This window comes from Insolitispirillum peregrinum, assembly GCF_900156605.1.
GTDB lineage: Bacteria > Pseudomonadota > Alphaproteobacteria > Rhodospirillales > Rhodospirillaceae > Insolitispirillum > Insolitispirillum peregrinum.
Genome location: NZ_FTOA01000001.1, coordinates 733,171 through 747,858, shown reverse-complemented (window position 1 = coordinate 747,858; position 14,688 = coordinate 733,171). Strand labels below are relative to the sequence as shown.

Annotated in this window: 11 protein-coding genes; 5 read left to right on the top strand and 6 right to left on the bottom strand. The window is 60.6% G+C overall.

The genetic code is table 11. The annotated features are described in order from the left end of the window. Positions 1–139: 139 nt before the first annotated feature. Positions 140–622, top strand: coding sequence for an RDD family protein (locus BW995_RS03095; protein ID WP_084194525.1), 483 nt, complete (start codon positions 140–142; stop codon positions 620–622). Positions 623–784: 162 nt separating this feature from the next. On the opposite strand, the gene BW995_RS03090 is transcribed toward BW995_RS03095, so the two are convergent. Together BW995_RS03090 and BW995_RS03085 are read right to left on the bottom strand one after the other, a co-directional pair. Then, positions 785–1,978 carry an acetate/propionate family kinase gene (locus BW995_RS03090; RefSeq protein WP_076398692.1) on the bottom strand — a complete coding sequence of 398 codons (1,194 nt, stop codon included), beginning with the start codon at positions 1,976–1,978 and terminating at the stop codon, positions 785–787. Positions 1,979–1,982: 4 nt separating this feature from the next. Then, positions 1,983–3,404 carry a bifunctional enoyl-CoA hydratase/phosphate acetyltransferase gene (locus tag BW995_RS03085; RefSeq protein ID WP_076398691.1) on the bottom strand — a complete coding sequence of 474 codons (1,422 nt, stop codon included), beginning with the start codon at positions 3,402–3,404 and terminating at the stop codon, positions 1,983–1,985. Positions 3,405–3,871: 467 nt separating this feature from the next. Here BW995_RS03085 and BW995_RS03080 point away from each other — a divergent pair, with 467 nt between their 5' ends. Both BW995_RS03080 and BW995_RS03075 read left to right on the top strand, forming a co-directional pair. Next, complete coding sequence (locus tag BW995_RS03080) at positions 3,872–6,361, top strand: response regulator (RefSeq protein WP_076398690.1); 2,490 nt, start codon at positions 3,872–3,874, stop codon at positions 6,359–6,361. 14 nt (positions 6,362–6,375) lie between these two features. Beyond that, on the top strand, positions 6,376–7,098 hold the full coding sequence (locus tag BW995_RS03075; protein ID WP_084194524.1) for a Crp/Fnr family transcriptional regulator: 723 nt from the start codon (positions 6,376–6,378) through the stop codon (positions 7,096–7,098). A gap of 61 nt (positions 7,099–7,159) precedes the next feature. Here BW995_RS03075 and BW995_RS03070 read toward each other — a convergent pair whose 3' ends face one another. The 3 genes from BW995_RS03070 to BW995_RS03060 all read right to left on the bottom strand — a co-directional run bounded on the left by BW995_RS03070 (position 7,160) and on the right by BW995_RS03060 (position 8,961). Next, entirely contained in the window at positions 7,160–7,378 is a 219-nt protein-coding gene (locus tag BW995_RS03070) for a hypothetical protein (RefSeq protein ID WP_139332729.1), read from the bottom strand. Positions 7,379–7,504: 126 nt separating this feature from the next. Then, complete coding sequence (locus BW995_RS03065; RefSeq protein WP_076398688.1) at positions 7,505–8,323, bottom strand: ABC transporter permease; 819 nt, start codon at positions 8,321–8,323, stop codon at positions 7,505–7,507. After that, positions 8,320–8,961, bottom strand: a complete 642-nt coding sequence (locus tag BW995_RS03060) for an ABC transporter ATP-binding protein (RefSeq protein ID WP_076398687.1) — start codon at positions 8,959–8,961, stop codon at positions 8,320–8,322. Before BW995_RS03060 ends, BW995_RS03065 begins: the two co-directional genes overlap by 4 nt. A 243-nt stretch (positions 8,962–9,204) precedes the next feature. Between BW995_RS03060 and BW995_RS03055 the strand changes: the two genes are divergently transcribed. Continuing rightward, entirely contained in the window at positions 9,205–9,984 is a 780-nt protein-coding gene (locus tag BW995_RS03055; RefSeq protein WP_076398686.1) for a Crp/Fnr family transcriptional regulator, read from the top strand. A 3-nt stretch (positions 9,985–9,987) separates the two neighbouring features. Here BW995_RS03055 and BW995_RS03050 read toward each other — a convergent pair whose 3' ends face one another. Further along, entirely contained in the window at positions 9,988–10,530 is a 543-nt protein-coding gene (locus BW995_RS03050) for an iron-containing redox enzyme family protein (protein WP_139332728.1), read from the bottom strand. 476 nt (positions 10,531–11,006) lie between these two features. On the opposite strand from BW995_RS03050, the gene BW995_RS03045 reads away from it, so the two are divergent. Beyond that, the gene (locus BW995_RS03045) at positions 11,007–14,675 is read left to right on the top strand and encodes a PAS domain S-box protein (RefSeq protein WP_076398684.1); all 3,669 of its coding nucleotides are present in this window, start codon (positions 11,007–11,009) and stop codon (positions 14,673–14,675) included. The last annotated feature ends 13 nt before the right edge of the window (positions 14,676–14,688 follow it).

Genomic DNA, 14,688 nt, shown 5'->3' with positions numbered 1-14,688 from the left:
TGAGACACTTCAGGGGCCCCGATTGCATTCAGCCTGACCGGAAAACAAGCATGAAAAAGCACCACTTGCGGCGCGGATTACCGCCCCCACATCAAATGGACCCAGCTCTTTTTACCCCATACTTCTACCCGAGGTCCTGATGGCCCCTTCTTCGTCTCACTCATCCTATGGTGGGCGCCCCTTGCCCGACGCCATGGCGGCACCGTTCCTGTATGACGGCATCACTTTAAAACGCTGTTTCGCTTACGGGATCGACCTGATCATTCTGGCGATGATTGGTGGCCTGCTATGGCTGGGCATCAGCACCCTGTCCTTTATGACTCTGGGCCTTGCTGGCTGGTTCCTGTGGCCGCTGGCTCCGCTGGTCCCCCTCGCCTATCACACACTGCTGATCATCGGCCCACGAGGGCAGACCATCGGCATGCGCTTGATGGGGATCGAGGTCTGCACACTGGAAGGCTCCCCTTTGAGCTTTTTCCATGCGGTCCTGATGGTTGCCCTGTTTTATCTAACCCTCACCTTCCCGCTGCTGTTGGCATTCACCCTGTTCAACAGCCGTCGGCGGGCCTTGCATGACATTTTCTCAGGGACGCTGGTCATCAACAGCGATGCTCTGAGGTAAGCCTTTCCCAGTCACGACAGTTGAAGGAGGGTGGTGGACTGCCGTCCGCACCCGCCCGGGGCCTCCGGCCCCGAACGTTCACTTGGGGCCAATGCCCCGGCGAGGCATGGAGCATGCAGTCCACATCTTGTTGCTGTCGTCTCCTGTCCCGTGACAGCAGATTTACACCCCGAACACCAGCCGCTGGGTGTGGCGGGCGATCATCAGTTCTTCGTCTGTCGGAATGGCCCACGCACTCACCGAGCTGTCAGACGTACTGACACACAAGGCATTGTTCTGGTTGGCCACCGGATCAAGGGTGATGCCCAACCATTTGACCTGTTCGATCACCCGCTTGCGAACTTCAGCGGAGTGCTCGCCAATTCCGGCGGTGAACACCAGCGCATCAATCCCGCCCAGCGCGCAGGCCAAGGCTCCGATTTCCTTGACGATGCGATAGACGAACAGGTCAACCGCTTCGCGGGCATTCGGATCATCCGACGCCAACAGCACGCGCATGTCGTTGGACAGCCCCCCCGACACCCCCAGCAGGCCAGAGTCCTTGTACAGGAGCTTTTCCAATGCCTTGCCGTCCATGCCTTCACTCTGGACCATGTGCAGGACCACGCCCGGATCAAGCGCACCGGTGCGGGTTCCCATCATCAAGCCATCAACGGCGGTAAAGCCCATCGAGCTATCTACCGAACGGCCATCCTTGATCCCGCACATGCTGGCCCCTGAACCGAGATGAGCGATCACCACCCGGCCCTTGGCCACCTGCGGCGCCACTTCGGCCAGCTTGCTGGCGATGTACTCATAGGACAAACCGTGGAAGCCATAGCGGCGAACACCGGCGTCCAGATACTTGCGCGGCAGGCCCAGCAACGACGCCTCCAGCCGCTTGGTGGTGTGGAACGCCGTATCAAAGCAGGCCACCTGCGGCAGCTCGGGATGCATGTCGTGCAGCGTTTCGATCGGACCGATGTTGTGCGGCTGGTGCAGCGGGGCCAAGGCCACCAGCCCCTTCAGCTCACTCACCACCTCGGGCGTCACTATCGCCGGGGCGGCAAACTTTTGTCCCCCGTGAACGACACGATGGCCGACGGCCTTCAGGGTGGCATCGCCCAGATGGCCCTCGATCCAGTCGATCAGCAGACGCAACAGGCTGGAATGCCGCTTGCCGACCTCAAAGGACGGCCACAGCTCATCGGCAATGGTTTCCCCGGCGGCGTTGACCGCCGAGAAATGGGGCTGGATGCCAACCCCAATACCTTCGACCTGCCCCTTGGTGACAAAGTGCAGACCACCATCCATCACATACACCGAGAACTTCGATGACGAAGACCCGGCGTTGATCACCAGAATACCGTTACTCATGGACTCAAGCTCCCTTGCCGGTCATCAGCTTTTTCTGGCCAGTGCGGCGGGCCTGCGCATAGAGGGCAGCCACCGCACACGACGCCAGACGCGCCTTGGCACTGTCCGCACGGCTGGTCAGAATGATCGGCACCCGCGCGCCCAGAACGATACCGGCGGCATCGGCTTCGGCCAGATAGGACAACTGCTTGGCCAGCATGTTGCCCGCTTCCAGATCGGGGACCAGCAGAATGTCGGCCTGCCCGGCAACCGGGCTGCTGATCTTCTTGATGCGGGCCGCTTCGGCCGAGATGGCATTGTCAAAGGCCAGCGGACCATCGAGAATCGCCCCGGTGATCTGCCCACGGTCGGCCATTTTGCACAGCGCCGCGGCATCCAGAGTAGACTGGATTTTCGGGTACACCGTTTCAACGGCGGACAGAATGGCCACCAGCGGCTTCTCAACCCCCATCACCTGCACCAGATCGATGCAGTTCTGGGCAATGTCCACCTTGTCTTCCAGCGTCGGATAAATGTTGATCGCCGCATCGGTGATGTACAGCGGCTTGGGATAGGTCGGGACGTCCATCACGAAAATATGGCTGATCCGGCGACCGGTGCGCAGGCCGGTGTCACGACGGGCCACTTCGTGCATCAGCTCGTCGGTGTGCAGGCTGCCTTTCATCAGCGCCTCACAGACACCGCTGCGGCACAGGGCAACCGAGGTCTCGGCGGCACCGTGGCTGTGTTCGACATCCACAATCTCGTAGCCGCTGATGTCATAACCGTACTGTTCGGCGGTCGCCTTGATCTTGTCCGACGGGCCGACCAGAACCGGCTCGATCATGCCAAGACGCGCCGCCTCAACGGCCCCGCCGAGCGACACTTCATCGCACGGATGACAGACAGCCACCTTCACCGACGGCGTTTCCTTGACCTTGGCAATCAGGTTCTCGAAAACATGGTGACGGTGGCGCAGATGAACTTCCGGCAGGGCGCTGGCATCGAAAGTAACCTTTTCCGTCGGCGCCAGCACCTCGGCGGTGCCTTCGATCACCAGTTCACCCTTCTGGTTCAGGGCCTCACAGGCAAACACCAGATGCTGGGTTGCCGCATCCTTTTCCTTCAAGGTCAGGGTCAGGGTCAGGGTATCCCCCAACTCGATGGCGCGATGGAATACCAGATCCTGTTTCTTGTAGACCGATCCCGGCCCCGGCAGTTCATTGCCCAACAAGGCAGAAAACAGCGAGCCGCCCCACATGCCATGTCCGCTGATCTTTTGCGACTTCAGCAACCGGCTGGCCCATTCATCGTCCAGATGGGTCGGATTGTAATCCGACGACAGAACGGCAAACATTTCAGCGTCGTCACGGGTCAGGGTGCGAGTCATCGTCGCGGTGTCCCCGATCGACAGCTCGTCAAAGGTCTTGTTCTCGATGGTTTTCATGGCTCGAGCCTTGGGTCCTTGGGCTTTGAGGTGGGTCGCGTGGTGCGGAGCCTGCCTGAGACGACAGGGGCACACGAGGGGGCAGGAAAGACTGGCAGGAAACCATATCCGCAACGACGGACACAATCCCCTACAATGAATGGGTCCAAGTTCGCAGGAATGGCCTGCAAAACCAAAGAAATTTCCGTGACACCCCTCTGTCGGCCTGTTAGAGCAGGTGTTGATGTTTGCACATGCTGCCCTGACGCCCTCATCGTGGCCATCCGGATGGTGCGCCGCAATATATCCTTTGGCCAGAGCATCGTATTTGTTTCCAATGATACGACTATATTACCATTGACGTATATCTGCAAATGTGTCGCAACCGTCGGATATGCCTGAGTTACCCTTGCATCCTGACCGGTTACACTGCACCCTGAAGGACATCGGCAGACCGTGCCACCCGTGATAGCTGGTATTGACCTCCCATGAACGACGATATCGCTTTTTTACCCGAAGACCCCTGTGAGAAAAGCGCCGTCATTCCCGGGGCAACCCCGTGGAAGGTTCTGGTGGTCGATGACGACCCCGAAATGCACCATGTCACCAATCTGGTGATCGACGGCTTCATCTTTGCCGGTCGCCCGGTCACCATGCTGTCTGCGACCTCGGCTGCCGGGGCCCGCCGCCTGCTAAGCGAAAACCTCGACACTGCCGTGCTGTTGCTGGACGTGGTGATGGAAACCGACGATGCCGGACTGGCTCTGGTCCCCTGGCTCCGGGAGGAACTGGGCCTGAGCGCCCTGCGGATCATCCTGCGCACGGGGCAGCCCGGTCAGGCCCCTGAGCGGGATGTGATCCTGCGCTATGACATCAATGACTACCGCGCCAAAAGCGAACTGACCGCCCAGAGCCTGCTGACCGCCACCATTACCGCCCTGCGCAGCTATCAGGCGTTGGCGGACCTTGAAACGGGACGGCGCAATCTGGAACTGGCCGTGGCCGAACGGACCCGCGCCCTGCAGGCCAGCGAAGCCCATTCCCGGGCGCTGGTCGAAGCGGTCCCCGAGGGCATCGTCACCATTGATCTTTATGGCCACATCCGCACCTTCAGCCCCGCCGCCGAACGGATTTTCGGCTGGAGAAGCGTCGATATCCTCGGGCGTTCCATCAATGTTCTCATGGCGGACCGCGACGCCCTGACCCATGACCGCTATCTGACCCACTATCGCCAGACCCGTTCCTCGCATGTGGTTGGCATTCCGGCACGCGAAGTTATTGGCCGTCGCCGTGACGGGTCGTTGTTCCCGATGGACCTGTCGATCAATCAGGCCGAAATTGGCGGCGAAGACCTGTTTGTTTCCACCGTCCGCGACACCACCACCCGCCGGGCAGAACAGGAAGCCCTCCGCCGGGCCAAAGAAGCCGCCGAGCAGGCCGCGCGGGCCAAGTCCGAATTTCTGGCGATGATGAGCCACGAAATCAGAACGCCAATGAACGGCATTCTGGGGATGAGCCAGTTGCTGCTGGACTGCGATCTTGATGAGCAGCAGCGGGACTATGCCGAAACGATCAACCAGTCCGGCCAGTCGTTGCTGACCGTCCTGAACGACATCCTCGACTTTTCCAAGCTGGAAGCTGGCCGCATGGATCTGGAGGCTGCTCCGTTCTCGCCCCGCGTGCTTCTTCAGCAGGTCTGTTCCCTGATGGACGGCAAAGCGGAAGAAAAGGGTCTGCGTTTCACCAAGCAGATTCCGAACGAGCTGCCAGCCTTTGTCCTGGGAGATGGTCATCGCGTCCAGCAAGTTCTGCTGAACCTGATTTCCAACGCCATCAAGTTCACCAGTTCCGGCGAAATCTGCGTGACTGCCCACTGTGAAGTGCTCACGACCGCCGAACCGCCCCTGCAGCGCCTGCATTTTTCCGTCAGCGATACCGGCATCGGCATCGCCAGCGACGTTCAGCCCCTTTTGTTTACCCACTTCATGCAGGCGAACAGCTCGATTTCCCGCCGCTTTGGGGGGACAGGACTGGGGCTGGCCATTTCCCGCAAGATCATCTCCCTGATGGACGGGGATATCGGCTTTGAAAGCGAGGAAGGGCGCGGTTCGCGGTTCTGGTTCTGGATCGACCTGCCGCAAAGCCCGACCTCCCGCTCAGAGACACCACCGCCCTCCCTCGCCGCCCAACTGTTTGACGCACCGCCTGTTGTCCCCCGGAAACCGGTACGCCCCCTGACGGTCCTGATTGCCGAGGACAACATCGTCAACCGCAAGGTCATCAGCGGCCTGTTGCAACGGCTGGGTCATACGGTTGTTGCCGTCGAGAATGGTCTGAAAGCGCTGGAAGCCCTGCAAACGCACGCTATAGACCTGGTGCTGCTGGATCTGCGCATGCCGCTGCTGGACGGTCTGGGAACGGTGCGCCGCCTGCGTCAGTTGCCGCCTCCGATTTCGGACTTGCCGGTGATCATCATCACCGCTGCAACCGACCCGCAAAGCGCCGAAGACAGTCTGCTGGCCGGGGCATCGCTGGCCATCACCAAACCGATCGCCCTGAGCGATCTGGAACGCAGCATCGCGCAAGTCGTACCCCTCCCTCTTGCCGACAAAGCCCTTCCGGCGGATAAACCGGCGACTTTGCAAGCCCTGGAGGATGCCCTTGGGGAAGAGGACACCCTTAATCTTCTTGATTTGTTCCTGGGAGATGCCGACAGCCTTTGCCACAGCATACGCCTTCATGCCCAGCAGCAAGACTGGCCCAGCGCCATTGCCATCACCCGCGACTTGCAAGCAACAGCGCGAAATTTTGGCTTCACCGCACTGGATGCAGCCACGCAGGAGATTATCGCGCTGCTCCAGGCCCCGTCTGACGGACTGCAGTCCCTGTTGATGGCGTTGCCCGCAATCCTGCGGACGATCCGGCACAGCCTGCGGGTCTGGTATCCAGCCCACACCTTCCCCCCTGCGTCTTCCTGAAAGCCCAGCGCATCATGCCCTTTCAGCCCTCTGTCCACGACGAACAGACCATTTTACGGGCTCCGCTCTATGCTGCCTTGCCGGTCAGCACCCGCGAGATGGTTCTGGCCCGGTGCCATCAACGTTCTTTCAAACGCGGGGAGACCCTGTTCTGTCAGGGTGATCTGGCCGAAAACCTGTTTCTGGTGCTGGAAGGCTGGGTCAAGGTATTCCGCCTGACCGCCGATGGCGGCGAGGCTGTTCTCCATGTGTTCCGTCCCGGTGAAAGCTTTGCCGAGCCGGCAGCCTTTGGTCTGGGCCGCTATCCCGCGCAGGCCGAGGGAGCTGCCGATGGGCGGTTGCTGGTGATCCCTGCCGCCGTGCTGATGGCCGAAGTGGATAGAACCCCCGGTCTGGCAATGAAGATCATCGGCCTGCTGTCCCAGCGCCTGCATGGACTGATTGCCGAAACCGAGCGACGCCATTTCCTATCCACCGCCCACCGTCTGGCCGCCTTTCTGGCCGATCTTCTCCGCGATGCCGATCAGGCCACCGCCGACGGAGAGCCAATCGTTCTGAACCTGCCCTATGACAAGGGGCTGGTAGCGGCTCGTCTGGGGATGACGCCAGAAAGCTTTTCACGCGCCCTCAACCGCCTGAAGGCCGATGGCATCACCAGCCAGGGGGGCCGTATTTTCGTCGCCGACCGCCAGCGGCTGACTGATCTCGCCGGGCAGGATGACACCGCAGAAGAGTAAAAACAGAAAACCCCACCGATCCGGCAGGATCAGTGGGGTGCAATGGCAAGTTTCATGATGATCAGTGCTTTCTGGCCCGATGCATCCCGTTTTCCAGCCCATCGGGGCACTGTTCAAGCCAATAGGTCCGCAAAGGATGAGCGAGGGATTCGTCATAGGCGATAAACTCGGCAACGTCACGCGGCATCGGGCGGCCCTGCCCATAGGCACCACCGACGACTGACGCCCAGCACACACGGTACATGATCGGCGCGGATCCATGCTCCTGAGATGTTGACATGATGGCCTCCTGTCTTTGGTCGCTTGTACTGTCGCAGGGGTGGTGCGCAACACCGGGGCTGCTTTTGCGCCCCCTGTCTCAGAACAGCAACCATAGTACTCTTATTTTATATATGGGTAAATTATCCTAAAGCTTCGTTCGCACCTGCAAACGCTCCAGCCGCAGCCGGTGCCGGTCGTCGGTCAGGCGCAATGCTCCCAGTATGATGGCGATCACGGTTCCCAACCCGGTCCCGCCCGCAATCAGGAACATGATCAAAATCTGGTAACGAGCGGCATCCATCGGCGGCACACCGGTCAACAACTGGCCTGCCATCATACCGGGAATGAACACCAGTCCAGAACTGGCCATGCTGTTGATGATCCCCATCAGTCCAGCCCGCGCCGCAGCCCGGATTGCGGGTTGCAAGGCCTGCCAGCGTGTGCCGCCCAACGCCAGACGGGCTTCGATGGCCAGACGGTCGCCATAGGCCTGCGAGGTCAGTGCATTCAGGCTCTGGCTGATGCCGTTCATGGTATTGCCGACGATCATTCCCAGCAAAGGCAGGGCATAGCGGGGATCCCACCATGGCTCGGCGTGGATCTGGGTGGTCAGGGCCAACAGGCTGACGGCGGTCCCGGACAGGAAGACCGCCCCGGTGCTCAGGCCCCACGTCCACCAGCCCGCCAAGGGTCGGGCCTGCCGGTTACTGATCTCGTAGCCGGCAAAAACCAGCATCACCAGACAGGTCAGCGCGGTCAGGGCTGGCGTTGCGTGACGGAACAGCGCCACCAGGACCAGCGCCATCACCGCCAGCTGAACCACCATCCGCACCGCCGCGATCAGCATCTGGCGGGCCACCCCCAGCCCCAACAACAATGACAGGATGGCATTCAGGATCACCAGCCCCGAGGCGATGAACAAATCAAGATCGCGCAGGGCGATATAGGTGCTGGTGTTGATCATGGTGCCAGAGCCTTTGCAACAAGCCGTCCCGCATCGAAACAAAGCAAGCGATTGGCCAGCCGGGCAGCCTGCTCGCGATGATGCGTGATCATCAGAACTGCACAGGATGGGGACAGAACGGTGCGCAGCAGAGCCTCCACTCGCAGAGTACTGTCCGGGTCGAGGGCGGCGGTTGGCTCATCCAGCAGGTAGACCCTGCCCTCGCCGTCTTCCGATGGCAAGGTCAGGGCACGCAGCAAAGCCAGCCGTTGGCGTTCGCCACTGGACAAGCGGGGAACACTCCACTCCATCGCCTCGGCCGGAAGCCCGACAGCCTCCAGAGCCATCGTCAACCGGACCGACGGCTGAAAGTGATCGCCCACGCGATCGGCCCACCAGCCAGACTCAGCGGCACAATAGACCACTCTGCGCCGCCAGAGCGGAGCGGGTATGGTCTTCTTTTCCTGCCCATTCAGCCAAACCGTCCCACTGGACGGCTCGAGATCGGCGATGGTCCGCAACAGGCGGGATTTCCCGCACCCGGACGGCCCCATGATGGCGACGGTCGTTCCAGCCCGGACCTCGAACGAGGCACCTTCAGGGTGCAACGGTGACTGCACCAACGGGGCCAGAGCCTCCAGCTTCAGTAACGGCGGCATTGGCAAGACCTCTCTGCCATCACACGACATCGGACCTATCCCGTTCATTTTTCAGGGGGTCTGTCAGAAAGCATACTTTCCCGGTTGCTAAACAGCCGGGAAGCGTGGTTCATATTTAGAGCGTTCTCACACGGAGCGAAAACGCTCTCTGCTTTTAGTGCCGCATTTTCCGAACCGTTGGCCGTAGACGGTCACCTTGAAAATGCTCTCATCCAGTCCTGACTATTGGAGGCCGCAAGGACCGTGAAGACAAGCAGAATTGAGGCAGCCTGGGGGGGACAGGCAGAATGCCAGGGATGTTCCATCCGTGATCTGGCCTTGTTTGCTGATCTTCAGGCCAGTGATTTCAACCTGATTCACTTGCCCATTGACGAATTGTCTCTGGACCCCGGTCAGGCAGTCTATCATGCGGAAGACGAAGGCCATGCCGTTTTCACCCTGCGCAGCGGGCTGATCAAACTGGTGCAATACCTGCCCGACGGCAGCCAGCGCATTGTCCGCCTGCTGCGTCCCGGTGACACTCTGGGGCTGGAGATTCTGGTCGGACAAACCTACGAGCACAGTGCGCTCGTTCTCCGCCCTGCCCTGCTGTGCCGTATTCCGCAAGACGTCGTCAACCGTCTGTCCGTCGAAACACCTCGCCTGCACAGCCAGCTGATGAAACGATGGCACCAGTCCGTCCGGCAGGCCGACGAATGGCTGACCGAATTGTCAACCGGCAATGCCAAGGCGCGGGTGGCCCGCCTGCTGCTGACCCTTGCCTCGACCGGTCAACAACTGGCAGGCAGGGATTCGACGGGTCGGGATGCCGTGCCATACTGCAGACCCACAAGACTGGAAGACAGCGAAGCCTATTGCGACCTGTTTTCCCGCGAAGATGTCGGTGCGATGTTGGGCGTCACCACCGAAACCGCCAGCAGAACCATCGCCGAATTCCGCCGACAGGGCGTTCTGACGGATGTCCAGCTCAATCGCTACCGCTGCGACATCCCTGCCCTGCGCCGTATTGCCGGGGACATCTGAGTCTTACTCCTGGGTATCGTAGATGGCGCGATAGAGGCTTCCCCCTGTGCGGGTTCCCGCCACCACCCATTGCCAGGTGCGGTCACACAGATCAGCCTGCTCCAGAACCTGCAAGATGTCTTGCAGCGAGGTTTCCTCGCGCGAGCGGCGAAAGAAAAATGTTGCCTGAGCGGACTTCAATTGCAGGCGCTGAAAGACCTTCGAGCTGTAATTACTGCTGAAATTCCGGCCAATGGCCTCGACCGCCGCAATCACTCCCAGACGGGCGACCGGATGGCGGGACGCGAGAAAGTGGTTGTAACCAACGTATGCCTGCGTTGCAGCAGGGGGGATACACTCTGCCGGGTCTGGGCCGTCATAGCCGACGGCCTGCAAATCATCAATGATCCACGTCCAGTGATCAGCCCCGTCTTCGGCGCTCCGCAGCAGGGTATCCCTGATCCCGCCCAACCCGGACGGGCAATTTTCCGCCGCCAGTTCGGAAACAACCGGGCCTTCCCGCGCGACCAGGAACATTGACAACAGCAAGGCACGATAATGCGACATGTCAAATGCGTTCCCGCTGATCCGCCTGGTGGTCGCGTTCCCGGGAAATGTCAGGGTGAGCGTGTTGATTTCTTCGATAAACTGCTGGCGGCGCGACATCGGGGCACCCATAGGTTCAGATATGATCAGAGAATTTATGCCCCGAGTTTTTACCACTCTGGCTGTTTGCGCAAGCGGTTTACGGCCTGCCGCCAGAGCGACACACATCAGCGGGCTGTCTTTCCAGACCTGATCCGAGGGTGGTTGCAATCTTTTCCTTCATTTCAAGGATAAAACAGAATACAAAAATTCCCGCTTGCCCTGTTTTCCACCACGATCCGATCTGGTCAGCCTTCTGTTCGGTCGGTACTCTGTTCGGGGTGTCGCACGGGAAATACACGCCGGTTTCCCAGCCAGTCAAGCAAACGCCAAAATGGCCAGACCCTGCCAACGCAGACCGCCCCTGGCAGCAGCAAGAGAAGAAAAGGTACGCCAGCGTGTCGCAAGGAAACCGTACGTTCATTTTTGCGCTGTTACTCGCCCTGACCGTGCTGGTCGGGTGGGCTGGCTGGTTCGAGCTGCAAAGCTGGCGCGCCGCCAGGGACGCAGGGGCAGCCTTCCTCCATGCCCGCTCCGCCATTCTGGCAGAGAACACCGCGCGGGCCATCGAGGTTGCCGATACGGCCCTGCGATCGGTTCAGGCTTCACAGGAAGGGGTGAACGGCAACATTTCCGCCAAAAGCGAAAATTATTTGCGCAGCCTGAAGGCAGCGTTACCCCATGTCGAATCCCTGTCGCTGGTCGATGTTGGCGGCACGCTGATGACCGGGCAATCGACGGCGCTGGGGGCGTCTTCCCTGCTGGTGGCCGATCGCGACTATTTCCAGTATTTCGCCCAACGTCCCCCCGGTGTTCCCATTGCTGACCACCTGTTCATCGGGGAACCAACCTATGGCCGCCTGCTGGGCCGCTGGTTTGTCGGCATGAGCCGCCCCCTGATAGACTCCCGCAGCGACTTTGCCGGGGTCGTACTGGCCACCCTCAGCGTCAACTGGTTTCACGAACAGCATCAACGCCTCAGCCAGACCGATGCCATTTCCATCGCCTTGATTTCCCAGGGCGAACGACTGATTGACAGCGTGCAACAGGAAGGCGCACAGGCCAATCCACCCAGCAGTGGCATGCCTGCCTCTTCGGTTCCGTTTCTCAACAACCGCATGTGGCAGACCATCTTCCAGCCGGACTCGCCCCCAGAGCTGCTGTTCGAGGCGGTTTCCCCTGACGGTCAATCCCTTGGGCTGGTGGCCGTCCATCGCGTGGCAGACCTGCCACTGGCCGTTGCCGTCAGCAGGCCGTGGGATGCCATCATGGGCGATTTCCAGCGCGGCCTGTTCCGTGACGCCGGATTGCTGGGTGTCGTCCTGATTGTGCTGGTCGCCATGTGGGGCCCGGTCTCCCGCGCCACCCGTGATCGCGACCGTCTGTTTGACCTCTCCCCGGACCCGGTATGCATTACGGATGCCGCAGGTTTCTTTTTGCGCGCCAACCCGGCATGGCATCGCGTTTTGGGCTATTCCACCGAAGAACTGGAGGGGATCAGCCACTTTGATCTGGTTCACCCGCTGGACCGCGAAGAAGCCCGCCGCCTGAATGCCCGTCTGATCACCGGCGAAGCCGTCCAGGACGTTTCCCTGCGCTACCGCACGGCCACTGGCAAGTCCGTCTGGCTGTCCTGGTCAGCGGTGGGAGAAGGCGGGCGTGTCTTTGCCATTGCCCGCGACATGACCCGCCGCCGCGATGCCGAGCGCGCCTTGCAGAAAAGCGAAGAACGTTTCCGGGATGTCGCCGAGGCATTAGGCGAATTCATCTGGGAAATCAATGGGGACGGCCATCTCAGCTATCTGTCTGAACGGGCCCGCTCAACGTTGGGCCTGACCCCGGCCGAGCTGCTGGGCAAACCGCTGTCAACCGTTCTCGACACCTCCAGCAGTGACCGTCTGACACAGGCCATCCTGCGCGGAACGCCGTTCGTGATGGAGGTGATTGCCAACCGCAACACCCAGACGGAAAACCTGTCCAATGCCGTTGTCCGTCCCGACCTGCGCAGCAACCATACCGCACAGATGATCTGGCTGCGTCTTTCCGGCGTTCCGGTTGTGTCCCCCGATGGAACGGTGGTCGGTTTCCGTGGGGCGGGCGTCGAAATTACCGAAGCCAAAATGTCCCGTCAGGCCCTGGCGGATAGCGAGGCCCGCTATCGCAGCATCGTCAACACGGTGGTTGACGGCATCATCACCATCGACGAACGCGGCATCATGCAGTCGGTCAACCCGGCCGCCGAAACCATCTTTGGCTATTCGGCCCGGGAACTGATCGGTCGCAACGTCTCCTTGCTGATGAGCGAACCCCATCGCAGCATCCACGACAGCTATCTGTCCAGCTACCTGTCCACCGGATTGCGCAAGATCATCGGCACCGGTGGACGGGAAGTCACCGGACAGCGCAAGGATGGCAGCGCCTTTCCGCTGGAACTGGGGGTCAGCGAAGTTTATTTCGGCTCACAGCGGTTTTTCATCGGCATGTGCCGCGACGTTTCCGAGCGCAAGCGGATGGAGCGTCTGAAAGACGAATTCGTTTCAACCGTCAGCCATGAACTGCGCACGCCCCTGACCTCTATCCGTGGCTCGCTGGGCCTGATCGCCGGTGGAGCCGTCGGGGAGCTGCCGCCCAAGGCCAAACGCCTGATCGAAATCGCCCATTCCAACTGTCAACGGCTGGTCAATCTGGTCAACGACATTCTGGACATCCAGAAAATCGAAGCAGGCGGCATGGCCTTTGACATGGCTGCGATCAATCTGATTGCCGTGGCCGAGCGGGCAATCGAAGAAAATACCAGCTACGCCCAGCAGTACAGCGTCCACGTTTCGCTGGAAACGGATTACTCGGTCATCATCGTTCAGGGCGACTTCAACCGCATCTTGCAGGTGGTCACCAACCTGCTCTCCAACGCCCTGAAATTCTCGCCACCGAATGAAACGGTGATCGTCCGGGTCATTCTGCGCGACGATCAGGTCATTCTGGAGGTCAAGGACCACGGTCCCGGGATCAGCACCGAATTCCGTCCCCACGTGTTCGAAAAATTCTCGCAGGCAGACGCCACCGATACCCGCAGCAAGGGCGGAACCGGTCTGGGGCTGTCCATTTCCCGCGCCATCGCCGAAAGGCACGGCGGTGATCTGGGCTTTGAGAGCATTCCCGGACAAGGGGCAACCTTCATCATGAACCTGCCGCTGGCATCGCCGCGCCAGATTCAGCAGAAATCCCTTTCTTCCACCTCCTCCGAAGCCCCCGACCCGACGCAAAATGCCTTGCGGGGGAATGACAGCACCATCAGTGGCCTGCAAAGCCTGGTCATGCCGCGCGTGCTGGTGATCGAGGATGATCCCGATGTTGCCCACCTGATGCAGATGCTGCTGGCCAACGACGGCTTTGTGACCGACGTTGCCAGTTCTGCCGCACAGGCTTGGGACCTGCTGAAAAACAGTGCCTATGCCGCCGTCACCATGGATGTCCTGTTGCCCGACACCGATGGCTTGTCGCTGGCCCGCGAACTGAAACGCCATCCGCAGTACGCCTCTCTGCCCGTGATCGTTGTCTCGGCCGTGGCCCAGGAAAATGCCCGCCGACTGGATGGGGCGGCGTTGGGGATCGTGGACTGGATCGGCAAGCCCATTGATGAAAAGCGCCTGCGCGAAGCCCTGCGACAAAGCGTGGCCGGGGCCTCTGCCGCCGGGCGCAGCCGCCTGCGGATGCTGCATGTCGAAGACGACCCCGATTTCCGCGAGACCATCAGCCTGCTGTTCCAGAACATGGCCGACATTCAAGGCGCTGCAACATTGGCCGAAGCACGCCCGTTGCTGGCCCAAGGGCATTGGGATGTGGTTTTGCTGGACCTCGGCTTGCCGGACGGCGACGGTAACAGTCTGCTGACCGATGTCGCCCATCACCCGGACCGCCCGCAGGTGGTGATTTTCTCGGGTTCTGAACCGACACTGGAAGACGCCCGCCGGGTTGATGCTGCCCTGCAAAAAAGCAAAATCAGTGGGGAATACCTGCTGCAAACCATTCGGCAACTGGCCCGCATCAGGCCAACGCCTGACAGTTGACCCCCAAAGCTGG